The sequence below is a fragment of the Mucilaginibacter galii genome (assembly GCF_014635825.1).
GTDB classification, from domain to species: Bacteria; Bacteroidota; Bacteroidia; order Sphingobacteriales; family Sphingobacteriaceae; genus Mucilaginibacter; species Mucilaginibacter galii.
The window spans coordinates 78,016-96,026 of the sequence record NZ_BMDO01000001.1; the positions used below are offsets into that span (position 1 = coordinate 78,016).

Consider the following 18,011-nt stretch of genomic DNA (forward strand, 5'->3'; position numbering starts at 1 on the left):
CATATCAATTGAAACATTACAGCGTTAGCGCATAAAAGCGTATTTTTGCCGTGTTTGCAACAGCTGTTTACCACAGGTCTGCCAACATGGCGTTTTTTTACTACCATATATACAAGAAAGGGTATTTGATGAGTTTCGATCCATTTGATTTTAAAAATACATTACCAATATTAAACGATGATTCGGAGTTCTTCCCCCTCATGTCTACGCAAGACGAGGAGGAAATGAACAATGAGCAAGTACCTGAAGTTTTACCTATACTGCCTTTACGTAATACCGTGCTGTTCCCGGGCGTGGTTATACCTATTACCGTTGGCCGCGATAAATCAATCAAACTTATACGCGATGCCAACAAAGGTGACCGTATGGTGGGCGTGGTAACGCAATTGGATGTTAACGCCGAAGACCCGGAGTTTGATCAGCTGCATACCGTGGGCACCACAGCACTTATTATTAAAATGCTGCAAATGCCCGATGGTAATACCACCGTGATACTGCAAGGCAAAAAACGTTTTGTATTAAAAGAAGAATTACAAAGCGCTCCATATTTAAAAGCCAGTGTAGAGCCCTTTCAAGAGGCTCCTTATAAAGAAGATAAAGAATTTAAGGCCATGGTTTCTTCGGTGAAGGATATGGCTATGAGCATTATCCAGCTATCGCCCAGTATCCCGAGCGAAGCCGGTATTGCTATCCGTAACATCGAGAGCACATCGTTTCTGATCAATTTTATTGCATCGAACATGAACGCCGATGTAACGGCAAAACAACGCCTGCTCGAAACGCCGAGCCTGCGCGACCGTGCCCATTTTGTGCTGGAGCATTTGACCACCGACCTGCAAATGCTGGAACTTAAAAACCAGATACAAACCAAAGTACGCACCGATCTGGATAAGCAGCAGCGCGATTATTTTTTGAACCAGCAACTGAAAACCATTCAGGAAGAATTAGGCGGTTCATCGCCCGATTTGGAGATAGAGAACCTGCGTGCCCGTTCTGTAAAAAAGAAGTGGAGCAAAGAGGTAAGCGATCACTTTAATAAAGAAATAGAGAAGTTGCAGCGCATTAACCCCGCTGCGGCCGATTACTCGGTACAGATAAATTACCTGGAATTACTGCTCGACCTGCCTTGGAACGAGTTTACCAAAGATAACTTCGACCTTAAACGTGCGCAAAAAGTACTTGATAAAGACCACTTTGGCATGGATAAGGTAAAACGCCGTATTATTGAATACTTAGCTGTATTAAAGCTAAAGCATAATATGAAGGCCCCTATTCTTTGCCTGGTTGGCCCTCCGGGTGTAGGTAAAACATCGCTGGGTAAATCAATAGCCAAGGCCTTAGGTCGTAAATATGTACGTATGGCTTTGGGCGGCGTGCGCGATGAAGCCGAAATTCGCGGTCACCGTAAAACTTATATCGGCGCTATGCCGGGCCGTATCATCCAATCCATCAAAAAATCTGGCGCTGCTAACCCGGTGTTTATTTTAGATGAGATAGACAAGGTAGGTAACGATTTTAGGGGCGATCCATCATCTGCCCTGTTAGAGGTTTTAGATCCCGAACAAAACAGTACTTTTTATGACCACTACGTAGAGCTGGATTTTGACCTTAGCAATGTGATGTTCATAGCCACGGCCAACTCTTTAAGCACTATACAGCCCGCTTTGTTAGACCGTATGGAGGTTATCGAGGTAAACGGTTATACTATTGAAGAGAAAATCGAGATAGCCAAACAACACCTCTTACCTAAGCAGCGCGAAGCTCACGGCGTTAAAACTAAAGACGTGGTGATCAAAAACGACGTAATGGAAAAGGTGATTGAGGACTACACCCGCGAATCGGGTGTGCGTAACCTTGAAAAACAGGTAGGCTCGGTAGTACGTGGTATAGCCAAAAGCATTGCCATGGAAGAAGAGTATACGCCCGTGGTAAGCAAAAAAGATGTGGAACGCTTTTTGGGCCCGCCGTTGTTTGATAAAGATCTATACGAAAATAACGACGTTGCCGGCGTAGTAACCGGCCTGGCCTGGACACAGGTAGGCGGCGATATTTTATTTATAGAAGCCAGTTTAAGCCCCGGCAAAGGACGCTTAACCTTAACCGGCAGTTTGGGCGATGTGATGAAAGAATCGGCCACTATTGCACTGGCTTACCTGCGGGCACATGCAGGCTATTTTAACATTGACCAGCGGTTGTTTGACCAGTGGGACATTCACGTACACGTACCGGCAGGTGCTACGCCAAAAGACGGACCATCGGCAGGTGTAACCATGTTAACTGCCTTAACCTCGGCCTTTACGCAACGCCGTGTAAAACCGCATTTAGCCATGACGGGGGAAATTACCCTGCGTGGCCGTGTATTGCCGGTTGGGGGTATTAAAGAAAAGATACTGGCTGCCAAACGCGCCAACATTAAGCAGATCATCCTTTGCCAAAGCAACCGCAAGGATATTGAGGAAATTAAAGAAGATTATATTAAAGAACTGCAATTTAACTACGTTAAAGAAATGCGCGAAGTTATTGACCTGGCCCTGCTTAACGAATTAGTTGAAGAGCCGTTGGATTTGACCATAAAGGAAGAACCTAAGCCGGCGGCGGCCTATGCAGCAGAATAAGCATTATACAACTAATAAAAACAAAAGGCAGCTTCATCGCTGCCTTTTGTTTTTTACCTCATTTATCATTCGAAGTTTATTTAATATTAACGGACTTTATATTTCAAAAACATACCTTTTCTTTAGTTAAAGTTTTATGCATACTAACGCTATTATAGAAATAGCTTTTACTATGCATACTAACGCTATTATAGAAATAGCTTTTACTTTGAATTAAGCTATTGAGCATTTAAGTTAATTATCTATTTTCGCTCAAATTAATTTAGATGACAAACTTTACTATAGTCACGATCCTATTGCTATCATTTGGCACCTTGTTCAATTCAGCAAAAGCTCAAAGCGACACGACAAAAAGGGCACAAAACGTTTACTTAGAATTATTTGGACCGGGCCTTACCTTTTCTGCAAATTATGATGCCCGCTTCTCTAAACATCAGGATGGTCTTGGCGGACGCGTAGGTTTAGGTTATGCTTCAGATAACGATTTTTCAATATTAAGTATTCCTTTGCAAGTAAATTATTTACTTGGCCGTAAAGGGAAGTACCTTGAGCTTGGCTTAGGTGCAACACTCGCAAGCTATAGCGGCGAAGATTCTTTTTCCGTTTTAGGAAAGAATTCCATTTACACATCTAACAATTCGTCGAGCAGCAGACATCGGCAATCAACTGTTCTTGGTACAACCACAGTAGGATATCGGTCGCAGCCGGTTAATGGCGGTTTTAATTTTCGAGCAAGTATAAATCCAGTGTTTAATAGCGGCGGCTTCAACCCTTTCTTTTTCGGGATAAGCTTTGGCTACACTTTAAAAAACAAATAATACACCTTGATATTTACAAAAGCCGGAACTTATCCGGCTTTTGTTATTTTAGCATCTTAATAAAGTTTTGTGAAAACACTCCGACTCATATTCTTTGTAATTTTAAGCCTCTCAGCAGGCCAGCTATATGCCCAAAACCGTACACAAGAATTCGGCTTCCAGTCTGACAATGACTCTTTCCTGGCGCAAGGGTCTGACCGGTATTATACCAATGGTTTGTTTGTATTTTACAGGCGAGGCATGGATTTTAAAAACCCAAAGCTGGCTAACAAAGTACTGGGGATAGAAATTGGGCAGAAACTGTACAACGCACAATCTGGCAGCGTGCCTAATGCTTCTTACGTTGATCGCCCGTTTGCGGGTTACCTTTATGCAGGTGCTAACATCAATTACCTTTTCCGCAATGAGAGTAATTTCAAAGTTTCGTTACAGGCCGGCGTAGTAGGGCCATCGGCTAAAGGCGAGCCTGTACAAAAATTAATTCACAGTACCTTTGGCTTTTATACGCTTAACGGCTGGCAGTACCAAGTAAGGAACAACGCGCAGATAAATCTTTCTGTTGAGTACAATAAGCTGTTGGTAAGAAAAGAATGGTTTGATTTAACGGCAAGCGTTTATGGCAATGCAGGTACCGGTTTTAATGGCGTTGGCGCTGGCCCGTTACTTAGGTTCGGTAATTTTAATCAGCTGTTTAACTCTGTAAGCACACAGAGTACTGCAACCCGTAACAGCATTGCCCCTCTTCATAAAAAAGAAGTGTTTTTACACTATAAGCCTACCTTTAACTATGTAGGTTACGATGCAACGGTGCAAGGTTCTATATTTTCTAAAGAAGAAGATAAATCAAGTCTCGAAATTACCAGCATGCCAAAACGCACTGTTTTGAGCAACCAGGTAGGTTTAACTTACGGTGGCCCCCGCTGGATTTTTGATGCCACTGCAACCTTCAACACCAAAGAGGTAAAAACCCAGGTTTTTAATACCCACCAGTGGGGTTCGGTTACTATTGTATATCGGTTCAGCGGTCATAAAGCAATAATGTAATAGCTATTATTAGTCCGCATTGCCGCTACCGCGTCGTAATTGCTTTTTTACCGATTGCATACGTTTTTGATCCATGCGTTTGGCATGAGCGGCCTTGCTTACTTTACTGGCTTTACGCACCTTGGGGCGATGCAATGCCCTAATTAGGATATCGACCAGTTTATTTACTGCCCGTTCTTTGTTGAGGTATTGGCTACGCTCCTCTTCGCTAATTACCTGTAGAAAGCCGTCCTTATTCAAACGATTTTGCAGTTTACTTAGCAACAGCGCTTTGTCTTCCTCATGAAATAAAAGTGATGCCTGCACATCAAAAAGCAGTTCCACTTTGGTGGCTACCTTGTTTACATTTTGTCCGCCTTTGCCGCCGCTTCTTGATGTTTTGTAGGTGACCTCCCTTTGCAGACCGGCCTTGGTAAAATTCATCTTCAAAGCTAACTTTAATTGGTCAGCAGCAAAAATATAGCGCAAATTTGTACCTTAGCACCACGATGAGCAAAAACATTGTAGTAGCCATTGATGGATATTCATCATGCGGAAAAAGCACTTTAGCCAAAGCCTTAGCCAAAAAACTCCATTTTATATATGTTGATAGTGGTGCCATGTACCGTGCTGTTACGCTCTATTTTTTGAGGAATAAGGTTGACATCAACAACCCCGAACAAGTAGCCGAAGCACTAAAAAACATCCACCTCAACTTTCACTCGCGCGATTATCAAACACATATTACCCTGAACGATGAGGAAGTATCGGACGAAATTCGTTTGATGCCGGTATCTCAAAATGTAAGCCCGGTATCTGCTATACGCGAAGTGCGTAAAGAGATGGTTGCCCAGCAGCAGCGCATGGGTAAATCAAAAAACATTGTAATGGATGGCCGCGATATTGGTACGGCTGTTTTCCCTCATGCTCAGGTAAAGCTATTCATGACTGCCGACCCGCATGTGCGTGCGCAACGCCGTTATAAAGAGTTACAAGCTACCAATTCTGACGTTACGCTGGAAGAGATTTTCGAGAACCTGGCTCACCGCGATTACTCGGACACTACCCGCAAGGAAAGTCCGCTGATGCGTGCGGAGGATGCCATTATATTAGATAACACTAACATTACCCCCGAAGAGCAACTGGCATTTGCCTTAGCCAAAGTAGAACCCTTTCTTAAGAAATAACGGTATCTGTTTCGGGCTCAAACTTAACCGCTTCTACACCGAAGCGGTTTAAAAAGTCAACGCCTTCATCGCTCACCAAACCCTTGTATTGTGCGTAAGAATGCTGGTAATATACTTTGGTAATACCTGCAGAAAATATGAGGCGTGCGCAGGGCAAACATGGCGACAATGTGGTATACATGGTAGCGCCTTCCAACTTGGCTCCATTTTTTACGGCATATAAAATCGTGTTTTCTTCGGCGTGCAGAGCCAGCGAGCAGCTGCCGCGGGCATCGCGCGGGCAGCCTGTTTCGGGCCATTCTTCATCGCAATTATGCGTACCTGCAGGCGGGCCGTTGTAGCCCACTGATATAATGCGGGTATCCTTAGTCAGCACGGCTCCTACCTGCGCCTTTACACAATGTGAGCGCTTAGCCAGATCGCTGGCCAGGTTCATGAAAATTTGGTTAAAAGAAAGTTTACTCATGCTTAGTGCCCGCCTTCTGCTTTTACATGGTCAAGGTCAATACCTTGTTTACGTAATTCGCCGCTCACCTTCCAGGCAAAGAATGCTAGGTAAGCAAAGCCTAATACCGGTACAATATATGATAAGTGAATACCGCTGCTATCGGCCAAAATGCCCTGCACCGGCGGTATAATTGAACCACCTAGGATCATCATAATTAAAAATGCTGAACCCTGGCTGGTATATTTACCCAAACCGGTAATAGACAATGAGAAAATAGAAGGCCACATAATTGAGCAGCACAAACCACCGCTGATAAAGGCAAATGTGGCTACAATACCGGTGGTAAACAAGCCTACCAGCATAAATGCAACACCAAGTAATCCGAATACAGTTAACGTACGAGCCGGCTTTTGCTGACCCAGGAAGAAGGCTACAACCAATACGCCCACACAAACTGCATAAGGATACAGGTGATCTATTTTTGCACCCGTTACCTTGTTCACACCCAATATTACCCCAAAAGCCACAAACGGAATAATGGCAGTTAATACATACTTGGTAGAAGTGCTCAAGTTAAATGCACCTACCGAGCCTGCCCAACGACCCACCATTAAACTCCCCCAGTAAAGCGATATAAAAGGTGCAATATCCGACTCGTTGTAGCCGCCAAATTCAGGCAGCTTAAGCAGTGCTCCCATATTACTTTGAATAGTTACTTCGGTACCCACATAAGTAAAAATGGCTATCATACCGTAAATTAATTGTGGGTATTGCATGGCACCCCAACCCTCGCTATTGCGTTTGGCAGATAGTAAAGAAAAAATGAGGGTAAACAGTATAATTAGTAACGAAGCATATACAAAATAAGCTTTCGACAGGCCGGTATAACCACTAAGTGGGCTGGCAGCCAATATCAAACAAAAAGCAATAAAGATGATAAACAAAGGAAGATTAGCCTTAGTACTTTGCTCCATCTTTTCATCACTGGTTACCTTAGGTAGGTTAGAAATCCAAAAGAATAGGGCAACAGCAATAAATAAGCCCGCTAAAGCATAGTACAAATTATTAACTGATGAAATTTCAACCTTGGCAGCATCGGCACCTTTGGCGGTACCAAACAGCATTACGCCTACAATAATCGGCCCCATTAAGCCACCGAAGTTGTTTACCGCACCTGCAAAATTCAAGCGGTTAGCGCCTGTTTCGGGTGTACCTAAAGCAATTACAAAAGGATTAGCGGCCGTTTGCTGTAAAGAGAAACCAATGGCGATCACAAAAAATGCGGCCAATATAAATCCAAACTCGCCCGATCCAATGGCCGGAACCATGCCTAAAGCACCAATGGCCGAAATAACCAGTCCTAATATGATACCATTTTTGTAGCCCAGTTTATTTAAAATATCTACCCGGGTTGCCTGCGACGCAAAGTACAGGGCAAGCGAGCCAATGAAATAACCGCCATAGAAAGTAAAATCTATTAACTGCGATTCGAACTGGGTAAGATCAAAATGTGCTTTACAAAATGGTATGAAAATACCATTAGATGCGGCTAAAAAGCCCCAGAAAAAAAACACAGTAATGAGCGTGTATAACGCCGATCCATAGCTTTTTGATGTATTATCCTGCATATTAAGCGGTTATTAACTTACGTTTAAGGTTACTAACTTAAGCCATTTTTCGTAAATAGTGGCAATACTTTTGCACATAGTCGTCAACATTAATAACTTTTTTTGTTTAGTAGATAAGTTGCATATTCGCCGTTAGTAAATTAAACCGGTATAATGATAGAAGCTGTTATTTCGGGCATTGGTATAGGACTGGTACTTACCTTTTTAACAGGTCCGGTATTTTTTGCGCTGATTAAAACCAGCATCGAAAAAGGTTTCCAGGCAGGTGCCGCCCTGGCTTTGGGGGTAGTTTGCAGCGATGTAGTATTTGTGGGCGCCATTATTTTTGGCTCGCAATTTTTCGATATTTCTGATAAAGTAAAGGTTTGGGCGGGTGTTTTCGGTAGCGTTATACTTCTACTTATAGGCTTTTACTATATTTTTAAGAAACCCGAGGTAAGCTACAATGCACACACACCAGCCACTGTAAACAGGGCCGGGTACTTTTTTAAAGGCTTCCTGATGTGCATATTCAACCCTACCCTGCTCTTTCACTGGATAACCGTTATAGGTACTGCCAGTACCGTTTACCACGAGGGTATAGCCAACCGCCAGCTTAAAATAGCCATTATGTTCTGCACTATATTACTGGTGCAATTCGGCATGGATATAGTTAAGGCATTTTACGCCAATAAATTGCGCGATAAAATTTCGGTTAAACTGGTTCACCGTTTAAATTATGTCGCCGGTGCTGCGTTAATTATTGCCGCTTTCGTCATTTTCGACAGGCTGGTAACGCATTACGTATTTTCTCCCATAACAACCAGCTAATTTGTGTGTTATAGTATTACATCATGTCTCAAATAAACCGGGGCATAGCTTGTAATTACCAACTTAACACACTCGATCCTATGAAAAAATGCTTCTTCATTTTGACTATTGCCGTGCTTACCATGGTCAAAACAGTTAACGCGCAAACGGGTACCGAAAGCTTGAAAGTTTTTTGGCCCGATGAGTACAAGTGGAAAATTGCCTCCAATCAAAAGAACCAAACGGCTCGGATGATAGAGCTTATTCCAGGCAATGAAACGCTGAATAACTGGAGCATGATAGGCACCATGATGAGTATGAAGGGGATAATTAATTCTGATATGACTAATGTTATGAAAGCCCTTTTCGACAAAACCAAAGCCAGATCGCCCAAAGCCCGGTTAATTATGGTGGAGAAAGGCGGGACAGCTAAAAACCCGTGGATTATGTTCAAAATAGAGTCGCCCTACTTTACCAATAGCAAGGTACCCGAATCTCAATATTATTATGTTATCCAGGGAAATCAAAATCTGTTCACCAATTTTGTGGCAGTAAAGCAAGCCTCATTAGGTCCGTTATTTGTAGAAAAATGGGCTAAAATATTTAAGAAAAGTCAGTTGATGTATAACTAAAATAAGAGTTTCAACATAACAAGAAAGCCCTGCCGAAAAATCGACAGGGCTTTCTTGTTATGTATGACTACTAATGGCTTATGCGTAAGCACGGGTATTTTTACCTTCCATCCAATTGGCAAAGGCTTTATTTACCACACGGTTACCGCCTGGGGTTGGGTAATCGCCACTAAAGTACCAGTCGCCCAAATGATCAGGACAAGCAGTGTGCAGGTTATCAAGCGTTTGGTAAATTACCTCCACCTCCGCTTGGGTACCTTTAGGTGTAATAATTTTAGCTATACGGTCAGAGATCTGCTGATCGGTAAAAGGCGCATAAATCGCTTTAACAAAGTTTTCTACCTCTTCTTTAGGCAAATCTAAACTTGCTTGTGATTTTTGGTAGGCTTCCAGCAATATGTCTTCCTGTCCGCTTTCCTTCAACAGACTCACTGCAGCTTCGAAAGCCACAAATTCGCCCATACGCGACATATCAATACCGTAACAGTCAGGATAACGTATTTGTGGTGCCGATGATACCACAATGATCTTTTTAGGACCTAAACGGTCTAAGATCTTCAAAATGCTTTGCTTGAGCGTAGTACCACGAACAATAGAATCATCCAGTACCACTAAAGTATCTGCTCCTTTTTTGATCAAACCGTAAGTGGTATCATAAACATGAGCAACCATTTCGCTACGGTCGGCATCCTGTGTAATGAATGTACGCAGCTTAACGTCTTTAATAGCGATTTTTTCTACACGTGGTGCTAAACTCAACACCTCGCTCAATTCCTCGTCGCTAATTTTATCATCGCGGTTTAACAACCTTTCGCGCTGGTATTGTTTTACGTATTTGTTTACGCCTTCTACCATGCCGTAAAAAGCAATTTCTGCAGTGTTTGGAATGTAAGAGAATACGGTATTTTTAATATCGTTACCTACCGCATCCAGTATTTGTGAACAAAGCAAACGGCCTAACTGCTTACGCTCGCGATAAATAGAAGCATCGCTTCCACGTGAAAAATAGATACGCTCAAATGAACATGCCTTCTTCTCTTTAGGTTCGCTAAACATCTCCTCGCTCACAAATCCATCTTTTTTGATGATGAGTGCATGGCCGGGTTTCACCTCGCGAATATCTTCTAAAGGAATATTAAATGCAGTTTGGATAGCCGGACGCTCTGATGTGGCAATAACCACTTCATCGTTAACGTAATAATATGCCGGGCGTATGCCAGCCGGGTCGCGCATAATAAATGCATCGCCATGGCCAAATATACCGGCAATAGTATAACCACCATCCCAGCTCTTGGCCGATTTACGGAGTATCTTGGCTACGTCCATACTATCGGCAATCATTTTAGTGATCTCGATATTATCGTCGCTACCTTCACGTTTGAACTGATCAAACAAGCCTTGTACTTCGCTATCTAAAAAGTGTCCGATTTTTTCCAGGACGGTAACGGTATCTGCTTTTTCCTTCGGATGCTGACCTAACTCATAAAGTTGTTCTAACAACTCTTCTACGTTGGTCATGTTAAAGTTACCGGCAATAACCAGGTTACGTGTCATCCAGTTGTTTTGACGCAGGAAGGGGTGACAGCTTTCAATGGAGTTTTTACCGTGCGTACCATAACGCAGGTGACCTAACAAAACTTCGCCTGTAAAGCTTACGTTTTCTTTAAGCCATTCGGCATCCTTCATTTTATCCGGCTGTTCCTTTTCTACATCAGCAAACTTTTTTTGGATGTACTCAAAAATATCGGCTACGGCATTGCTGGCCATAGAACGGTGCCTGCTGATGTAACGCTTACCCGGAGCAATATCTAATTTAATGGTAGCCACACCTGCGCCATCCTGGCCGCGGTTGTGCTGTTTTTCCATTAAGAGATAAAGCTTGTTTAAGCCGTACAGAGCCGTACCATATTTTTCCTGATAGTATGAGAGGGGCTTTAAAAGGCGTATAAAAGCTACGCCGCATTCATGTTTAATCTGATCGCTCATGACTTGAAATGAAGCCACGAAAGTACGCTTTTTCTGCGTTAATCACGGTGGCAATTGTCATTATAAAGCATTAATAGTTTACAGCAAGTATTAATAATTTATAAAGCCGTTGTGAATTTGCTGTTAAAGTAAATTAGCAAGTGCATCAGGAAAAATGCCCAGCAACACAACTATTAGTGATAGGATAACGATCATCACCAGCAGGTCTTTAGAAACAGCCGGATAATGGTTACGCACAGTATCTTCTTTGCGTAAAAACAAATTGAGCGGAATTTTGAGATAATAAAATAATGATACTACAGTGGTTACCGCGCCTGTAACAAGCAATGCCAGCATAATACCTTTATGCCCGTGCTGATACACCTCGTAAACGGATGAAAACACCAGCACCTTGGCATTAAACCCTGCCGAAACAGGAATACCTGTAAGTGATATTAACAGCACCACAAAGCACACTGATGCAATAGGGTATTTGGTACCTAAACCTTTATAGTCGTTAACGGTGTGGGCCTGCATGGCGTTGGCAAAATAAGTAGCCAAACCTAACACCCCTATATTGGCAATAGCATAAACTATCAGGTAAAAACTTAGCGCACCCATACTTTGCGGCGTAAACGTCACAATGGCCATTAACGCAAAACCCGTATGGCCAACACTTGAATAAGCCAGTATGCGCTTAACATTTTGCTGCCATATAGCGGCAAAGTTTCCCGCTATCATGGTAACAATAGCGGCTATGGAAAGTATGAGCGTAAAATCGAAGCGGCTCCATGTGGGGTTGAACATGAATGGTCTCAGAAAGGTGACCAGTAAACCAAAACCGGCAATTTTAGGCAGGGTTGAGAGGTAAGCCGTTACCGGTGTACTGGCTCCCTGGTAAACATCGGGTACCCAAAAATGTAACGGCACAAACGAAAGCTTAAAACCAATGCCGGCCAAAATAAGCACTACAGCCAGCACAATAACTGTTGGATCGGCCGCTTGTAAATTGGCAACCATATGAGGATGATACAGATTAATGCTGCCGCTGAACCCATAAAATAAAGAAATACCATAAAGCATAACAGCCGATGCCGCCATCCCGAATAATACATATTTTAAAGCGGCCTCGGCGCTGAAATTACTTTCGGTACGATAAGCCACCAGCAGGTAAGATGCAATAGAAACCATTTCTATAGATAAGAACATGGTTAGCAATGTGGCCGACATAACCATCAAATGCAGGCCTAATACCGAAGCAATGATGATGGTGTAGGCATCGCCCAAACCTTTTTTATGCGTTTTTAACTGGTGATCCCAAGGGAAGTAAACAAGCAAAGTAAAGGTGACCGCATCAATGATCATCTTCAGCACAATATTATCGTGGTTTAAGATGAGGTTGTTGATGAACAGGAAACGTCCTTGCTCTTTAAAAATAAGATACTGCCCTAAGTCGGCCGCCAAAACCAGCAACATGCCGGCGCAACCCAGCATACGGCAAGCCTTACCGCTATTTTTACGATAAATAAGATCGATGCCCAGCACCAGCAAAAACAAACCCGCCAGGCAAAGTTCGGGCTTAAAAACCAGCAGGCTGCTCATTACATCATCGAGCTGTTGGGTAAGATATGGCGGTACTTGCTGCATACGTTAACGTACCATTTGTTTAGTAAATTCTACCAGCGCCAATACCGAATCATTGATCTTGCTAAATACCAGCGACGGCATAATACCCAATACCAATGCCAGCACAGCCAATGGAAACAGCGCTAACTTTTCACGGAGCTTTAAACCGGTTAAAGCCTGCTTCCAACTATCTCCCCCCTTAAGTAGCTCTTTGCCGAAGAACATGCGTTGCAGTGTCCATAAAAAGTAGGCGGCGCTTAATAATATACCTATAGAACCGCAAACAGCCATCCAGTTAGGAATGAGCTCTGATTTAAATGCACCGGTTAGTGAAAAGGCCTCGGCAATAAATGCAGAGAAACCCGGCAAGCCTAACGAAGCAAAGAAAGCGATCATCACATAAGTAGTATATTGAGGATTAACCGTAGCCAAGCCTCTGAAGTTGTAGATGTCGCGATCGTGTACGCGGGTATAGATTACCCCCACCAAGAAGAATAGCATCGATGATAGAAACCCATGGCTGATCATCTGCATCATGGCACCGCTTACACCCTCGGCAGTTTGTGAGGCCAATCCCAACAACACAAACCCCATGTGCGATACGGACGAGTAAGCGATCAAACGTTTTAGATCGCGTTGAGCCAAGGCGTTCAATGCTCCATATAATATGGAAACCACACCAAGCAAGCCTAACCAATATGCCCCCTGATAGGCTACCTCGGGAAAAATCCCGATACAAATACGAATGATGCCATACCCTCCTATTTTCAACAGTACTCCCGCAAGTATGATAGATACGGGCGTTGGAGCCTCTACGTGAGCATCGGGCAACCAGGTATGCAGCGGTACCACCGGTACCTTAATGGCAAAGGCAATAAACAATACCACAAAAGCCAGCACACGCGCCGGAATGCCGAATAAGGTTTGATGGCTGAAGATAGAAAATACGGAACCTTGCTGGTAATTAGCCGGGTTCATCATTTGAACAATATTAAAGGTGTGGTTGCCCGTAGCCGGATCGGTAACGGAAAGGTACAACCCTACCATGATCAACAGCATAAATACCGAACCAAATAAAGTATATAGGAAAAACTTGATAGCTGCATACTCGCGCCTAACACCTCCCCAAATACCTATGAGGAAGTAAAGCGGCAACAGCATCAGTTCGTAAAAAAGGTAAAACAGGAAGAAATCTAACGCACAAAATACCCCGGCCACAGCCATATCCAGCAACAGAAAAAGCACAAAGAAACCTTTAAGGTTATGCTTAATTTCCCAGGAGGCCAATACGGCAATGACCATTACAACGGCGGTCATAACCAGCAGCAGTATTGATATACCGTCAACCCCCACAAAATAGTCTACCTGCATGCGGCCGGCGGTACCCAAATCCAGACTGATCCAGGATATCTTTTGCACAAATTGAAACTGACTTTCATGGTTAATGCCACCAAATGCTGCACCTGTTTGAAAATTTATATACAGCCAAATACTCAGGCCCAACTGAATAAGCGTAGCAGCCAGCGTAATATACTTGAAGCTTTGCTTTAGCGAAGCCGGCAAGGCCAGGATGAGCAAACCAAACAAGGCAGGTATAAAAATGAGTAGGGTTAATATATTCATCAGGTTCAGATCAATAATTTAATAATAAACACCGCCAATACTGCTGCCAGCATGCTAAACAAGTAATACTGCACCCGCCCGCTTTGAAAGCCACGGAAAAAATTACCGATGCCTTTAACCAGTTGGGTAACCAGATACAAAAAGCCGTCGACAAGGTAGCGATCAACCCAGGCAGCAAGGCCCGACAAAAACAGTGTTACCTGCTGCAGCACTTGTATAAAACCATCAACGATGGCGCGGTCGAACCAGTACAGCGCATTACTAAGCAGTAACACCGCTTTAACAATCACCCGTTTATAAAATGCATCAATATACCACTGGTTATAAGACATCTTGAACAGGAAACTGCTTTCTGAAAGCACCAATCTGCGTTGCTTAACATATACCGAAAATGCCCACCCCGCCACTAAAATGCTTAACACGCTAATAGATACAGGTATAACATGATGGTAAATGCTCTCACCCAGTACATTATTAGAGAGACTAAACCCTTCAAATAACCAGGCGTGCTCGTAAGAGAAAGGGTTAAAAGAGAACAGCGGAAACAAGGAGCACAAAGACAGGAACACAAGCGGTATACGGAAACCCCAGCTGCCATCGCTCACATGCAGGTGCACATTCGGCAGCAGAGCTTTAAGTTTAAATTCACCAAAGAATACTTTAAATATCAACCGGGCTACGTAAAAAGCGGTGATGCCACTGGTTATAAATATGCCGATGGGTATGATCTTAAACCACACGCTCTTACCCTCGGCCCATTCAAACGCCTGGATCAGGATACCGTCTTTAGATAAATAACCCGAGGTAAATGGCAAGCCAACCAACGCCAAACACCCAATTAAGGTAGCAATGAAAGTAAGCGGCATCTTTTTACGCAAACCGCCCATATTGTTGATGTTTTGCGCATCGATAGTTAGCTGATGCTCTTCCTTAATGTGATGTATTTCGTGGATAATTACACCGGCACAAAGGAACAACAGGCATTTGAAGAACGCATGCGTTGCCAAATGGAACAGCGACGAGGCATAAGCGTTAATACCCATAGCCATAATCATATACCCCAGCTGCGATATGGTTGAATAAGCTAGAATGCGCTTCAGATCGTTTTGGGTTAATGCGATGGTAGCTGCTAAAAAGGCGGTAAAACAACCTATAATAGCCAGCATGTTTAGTTCATCTGCACTAAACATGGGGTATACCCTACCCAGCAAAAACACGCCTGCCGCCACCATGGTAGCCGCATGAATTAGAGCGGAAACCGAGGTCGGCCCCTCCATGGCATCAGGCAACCAGGTATGCAGCGGAAACTGGGCCGATTTTGCTGCCACCGCTAAAAAGATTCCGGCAAAGGCTACGTACTGCCAAACTTGCGGCATTTGACCGGTTAAAGCTATCCACATACCATTTTGAATGGTCGATTTAAATACCAGTCCATTAGTTCCGAAAAGCGCTACCAAATCAAAAGTGTGGTATTGGGCGAACAGGATAATGATGGCACTAAGCAAACCAATGTCACCTATCCGGTTCATGATGAAAGCTTTTTTATTGGCCTGCACCGCACTATCGCGCGTAAACCAAAAGCCAATTAGCAGGTAAGATGAAAAGCCCACCAGCTCCCAAAAAGCATAAAGCAATATCATACTATCAACCACTACCAGTGCCAGCATGCTAAAGCAAAAAAAGCTGAGGTAGGTAAAATAACGGTTCTGCTCTTCAGATTTAATGTAAGCCGTAGAATAAATGTGTACCGGCAAGGCAATCACCGTAACCAGCAGCAGCATAAATGCCGACAAGTTATTTAATAACACCCCGGCGTTTACGGCAGTATTACCAATGGTAAACCATAACTGCTGCGTGTGTAAGGCGTTATGGTTCCATATGCTTCCAAAAACTATGGCTGCACATACAGCACTTAAAAAGATAGTCACAGCAGAGATCCATCCCCCCACCCGGCCGCTACGTGCCGGAAGCAGCAGATTAATTATCGCAGCAACAAGCGGTAAGCCTACGGCTGCAAGTGCATAGGTTACGGTTTGTGAGTCGATGTATTGCAGTGTGGAGATCAAGGTTTTGTGATGATGTTAATACTTGGGGTAGTTTCTGAAAATGTAAAATCAGCCTGCTTAATTTCGTTTACAGACAATTTGTAAAAGCTGTAAGCATCTTTTGAAACACTACCGTTAATGAGCACAATTACAGTTTTACCTGGGTAATTAAGTAAAAACTGATGATATGCTTCGGATAGTTTGCATAACTTTTGAAAATTAGCGCGCTTAAGATGCTCTTTCGTGTAAACCTCTATTACACTGCCGGAAGCCGCTGCACCATAAGAGGCTGTTTGCCGGGGATCTTTTATTACATTGACCCAAGCTATGTCGTTAGGCTTCAACTCTTGTGCTTTTTCCATGTTGCTTAAAGTATCATTAACTATAATAACAGGTTTGAGATTCATACCGGTAGCAGCAGGTGGTTTCATGGTAATTAACACCGCACCTTCTCTAGCTTGGTCACCGTAAATAGTCTGTGCATCATTGTTTTTTAACACATCCAATTTCTCAATTCTATCAGTATTTATAGTATCTGATAGGCCTTTGAATATCACACCGTCAATAATCATCAATGGTTTAGTGCCTATTTTCCCTATTATTTCTAAAACAGTTTGCTTTTTCTTTTTAGACAGTTGGTTTACGGTGCTATTTGTTTTTGTTAACAATGTATCGTTGCTGAGTAAAACCTGTTTTTTTTCAACCTGCGCATTTACGACAATACTCCAAATCATTAACAAACCAGTTAGATATACTTTCATGATGGTCAATCTTTTAACTGGTTAATTTTTCCCGGATCAATAGTTTGATGCCTACGGTAAACGTTCAACACAATAGCCAGCGCAACCGCGGTTGAGGCAGCTGCTAATACAATGGCAAACAAGGCAAAGGTTTGCCCGGCGTTATTGATCTTATCAAACTTACCGAAAGCCACCATGTTTAATATAGCGGCATTCAGCATCATTTCAATACCAATGAGTACCTGTATGGCATTCTGTTTGGAAAGTACTACGTAAATACCAATGCTGAATAACCCTGCGCTCACCAAAAGATAATGTGTTAAGATAATCATGTTGCAGATTCCTCCTTTCTTGAGAGATGCGCTGCACCTACCAGGGCCATCAATAACAAAACAGATATAGCTTCGAAAGGCAGCAAATAATTAGTCATAAGATTGACGCCGAGGCTATTAATGCTGGTGTTTTGCGGCGTCATTACGTTTTGTTCGGTAATGGCTTGTTTTATCCAGCTGATGTCATCAGCCTTTGCTTTCAAGAATATGTTGGTCAAAACCACAAAGAACGCTGCAGCCAGCAAAACAGCAGGCAACTTACTTACCGATAGTAAGCGGTTCTTTTGCTGTTTCAGTCCTTCCAAATTTTCACGGCCCGATAACATAAAGGCAAAAAGGATGAGTACTAATATGCCACCTACATAAACCACCACCTGCGTAACGGCTACGAAGTCGGCTAAAGAAAGCACATATAACCCAGCTAGCGCAAACAGCGTAATGAAGAACATAAATACCGACCGCACTAAATTACCACTTGCAGCTACGTACAAAGCCGACCCTAAGGCAATAGCAGCCATTACATAAAACATAATGCTCACC

The 18,011-nt window shown here is 43.1% G+C and carries 16 protein-coding genes; 6 read left to right on the forward strand and 10 right to left on the reverse strand.

The genetic code is table 11. The annotated features are described in order from the left end of the window. Positions 1–86: 86 nt before the first annotated feature. The 3 genes from lon (at position 87) to IEV61_RS00405 (ending at position 4,477) form a co-directional block, all read left to right on the forward strand. The gene (gene lon, locus IEV61_RS00395; RefSeq protein ID WP_229746980.1) at positions 87–2,615 is read left to right on the forward strand and encodes an endopeptidase La; all 2,529 of its coding nucleotides are present in this window, start codon (positions 87–89) and stop codon (positions 2,613–2,615) included. Positions 2,616–2,881: 266 nt separating this feature from the next. Next, positions 2,882–3,433: a hypothetical protein gene (locus IEV61_RS00400; protein ID WP_188412763.1), complete on the forward strand. Its 552-nt coding sequence runs from the start codon at positions 2,882–2,884 to the stop codon at positions 3,431–3,433. A gap of 69 nt (positions 3,434–3,502) precedes the next feature. Beyond that, positions 3,503–4,477 carry a lipid A deacylase LpxR family protein gene (locus tag IEV61_RS00405; protein ID WP_188412765.1) on the forward strand — a complete coding sequence of 325 codons (975 nt, stop codon included), beginning with the start codon at positions 3,503–3,505 and terminating at the stop codon, positions 4,475–4,477. A gap of 9 nt (positions 4,478–4,486) precedes the next feature. On the opposite strand, the gene arfB is transcribed toward IEV61_RS00405, so the two are convergent. After that, positions 4,487–4,900 (reverse strand): alternative ribosome rescue aminoacyl-tRNA hydrolase ArfB, encoded by a 414-nt coding sequence (arfB, locus tag IEV61_RS00410; protein WP_188412767.1) that lies wholly within the window; start codon positions 4,898–4,900, stop codon positions 4,487–4,489. Between the two features lie 65 nt (positions 4,901–4,965). On the opposite strand from arfB, the gene cmk reads away from it, so the two are divergent. Next, positions 4,966–5,643 carry a (d)CMP kinase gene (gene cmk / locus IEV61_RS00415; protein WP_188412770.1) on the forward strand — a complete coding sequence of 226 codons (678 nt, stop codon included), beginning with the start codon at positions 4,966–4,968 and terminating at the stop codon, positions 5,641–5,643. Here cmk and IEV61_RS00420 read toward each other — a convergent pair. After that, positions 5,633–6,109, reverse strand: a complete 477-nt coding sequence (locus tag IEV61_RS00420) for a deoxycytidylate deaminase (protein ID WP_188412772.1) — start codon at positions 6,107–6,109, stop codon at positions 5,633–5,635. The genes cmk and IEV61_RS00420 overlap by 11 nt on opposite strands. 2 nt (positions 6,110–6,111) lie before the next feature. After that, the gene (locus tag IEV61_RS00425) at positions 6,112–7,719 is read right to left on the reverse strand and encodes an MFS transporter (protein WP_188412774.1); all 1,608 of its coding nucleotides are present in this window, start codon (positions 7,717–7,719) and stop codon (positions 6,112–6,114) included. 153 nt (positions 7,720–7,872) lie between these two features. Here IEV61_RS00425 and IEV61_RS00430 point away from each other — a divergent pair, with 153 nt between their 5' ends. Next, positions 7,873–8,529, forward strand: coding sequence for a LysE family translocator (locus IEV61_RS00430; protein WP_188412776.1), 657 nt, complete (start codon positions 7,873–7,875; stop codon positions 8,527–8,529). Between the two features lie 80 nt (positions 8,530–8,609). Further along, a complete protein-coding gene (locus tag IEV61_RS00435; protein WP_229746981.1) occupies positions 8,610–9,140 on the forward strand; it encodes a hypothetical protein in 531 nt (176 codons plus the stop codon). A gap of 78 nt (positions 9,141–9,218) precedes the next feature. On the opposite strand, the gene IEV61_RS00440 is transcribed toward IEV61_RS00435, so the two are convergent. The 7 genes from IEV61_RS00440 to IEV61_RS00470 all read right to left on the reverse strand — a co-directional run bounded on the left by IEV61_RS00440 (position 9,219) and on the right by IEV61_RS00470 (position 17,989). Next, on the reverse strand, positions 9,219–11,126 hold the full coding sequence (locus IEV61_RS00440) for an amidophosphoribosyltransferase (RefSeq protein WP_188412780.1): 1,908 nt from the start codon (positions 11,124–11,126) through the stop codon (positions 9,219–9,221). Positions 11,127–11,249: 123 nt separating this feature from the next. Continuing rightward, entirely contained in the window at positions 11,250–12,752 is a 1,503-nt protein-coding gene (locus IEV61_RS00445; RefSeq protein ID WP_188412782.1) for an NADH-quinone oxidoreductase subunit N, read from the reverse strand. Between the two features lie 3 nt (positions 12,753–12,755). After that, positions 12,756–14,354, reverse strand: coding sequence for a complex I subunit 4 family protein (locus tag IEV61_RS00450; RefSeq protein WP_188412784.1), 1,599 nt, complete (start codon positions 14,352–14,354; stop codon positions 12,756–12,758). 5 nt (positions 14,355–14,359) lie between these two features. Next, entirely contained in the window at positions 14,360–16,420 is a 2,061-nt protein-coding gene (locus IEV61_RS00455) for an NADH-quinone oxidoreductase subunit 5 family protein (RefSeq protein WP_229746982.1), read from the reverse strand. Then, a complete protein-coding gene (locus IEV61_RS00460; protein ID WP_188412786.1) occupies positions 16,417–17,160 on the reverse strand; it encodes a hypothetical protein in 744 nt (247 codons plus the stop codon). The genes IEV61_RS00455 and IEV61_RS00460 overlap by 4 nt, the downstream gene beginning before the upstream one ends. Positions 17,161–17,165: 5 nt before the next feature. Continuing rightward, on the reverse strand, positions 17,166–17,471 hold the full coding sequence (gene nuoK, locus IEV61_RS00465; protein WP_188412788.1) for an NADH-quinone oxidoreductase subunit NuoK: 306 nt from the start codon (positions 17,469–17,471) through the stop codon (positions 17,166–17,168). After that, on the reverse strand, positions 17,468–17,989 hold the full coding sequence (locus tag IEV61_RS00470) for an NADH-quinone oxidoreductase subunit J family protein (protein WP_229746983.1): 522 nt from the start codon (positions 17,987–17,989) through the stop codon (positions 17,468–17,470). The genes nuoK and IEV61_RS00470 overlap by 4 nt, the downstream gene beginning before the upstream one ends. Between the last annotated feature and the right edge of the window lie 22 nt (positions 17,990–18,011).

Bases quoted from the DNA above. Each gene is read 5' to 3' on its own strand.
- lon (WP_229746980.1), top strand. From the start codon at position 87: ATGGCGTTTTTTTACTACCATATATACAAGAAAGGGTATTTGATGAGT.
- IEV61_RS00400 (WP_188412763.1), top strand. From the start codon at position 2,882: ATGACAAACTTTACTATAGTCACGATCCTATTGCTATCATTTGGCACC.
- arfB (WP_188412767.1), bottom strand. From the start codon at position 4,900: ATGAATTTTACCAAGGCCGGTCTGCAAAGGGAGGTCACCTACAAAACA.
- cmk (WP_188412770.1), top strand. From the start codon at position 4,966: ATGAGCAAAAACATTGTAGTAGCCATTGATGGATATTCATCATGCGGA.
- IEV61_RS00420 (WP_188412772.1), bottom strand. From the start codon at position 6,109: ATGAGTAAACTTTCTTTTAACCAAATTTTCATGAACCTGGCCAGCGAT.
- IEV61_RS00425 (WP_188412774.1), bottom strand. From the start codon at position 7,719: ATGCAGGATAATACATCAAAAAGCTATGGATCGGCGTTATACACGCTC.
- IEV61_RS00430 (WP_188412776.1), top strand. From the start codon at position 7,873: ATGATAGAAGCTGTTATTTCGGGCATTGGTATAGGACTGGTACTTACC.
- IEV61_RS00435 (WP_229746981.1), top strand. From the start codon at position 8,610: ATGAAAAAATGCTTCTTCATTTTGACTATTGCCGTGCTTACCATGGTC.
- IEV61_RS00440 (WP_188412780.1), bottom strand. From the start codon at position 11,126: ATGAGCGATCAGATTAAACATGAATGCGGCGTAGCTTTTATACGCCTT.
- IEV61_RS00445 (WP_188412782.1), bottom strand. From the start codon at position 12,752: ATGCAGCAAGTACCGCCATATCTTACCCAACAGCTCGATGATGTAATG.
- IEV61_RS00450 (WP_188412784.1), bottom strand. From the start codon at position 14,354: ATGAATATATTAACCCTACTCATTTTTATACCTGCCTTGTTTGGTTTG.
- IEV61_RS00460 (WP_188412786.1), bottom strand. From the start codon at position 17,160: ATGAAAGTATATCTAACTGGTTTGTTAATGATTTGGAGTATTGTCGTA.
- nuoK (WP_188412788.1), bottom strand. From the start codon at position 17,471: ATGATTATCTTAACACATTATCTTTTGGTGAGCGCAGGGTTATTCAGC.
- IEV61_RS00470 (WP_229746983.1), bottom strand. From the start codon at position 17,989: ATGGCTGCTATTGCCTTAGGGTCGGCTTTGTACGTAGCTGCAAGTGGT.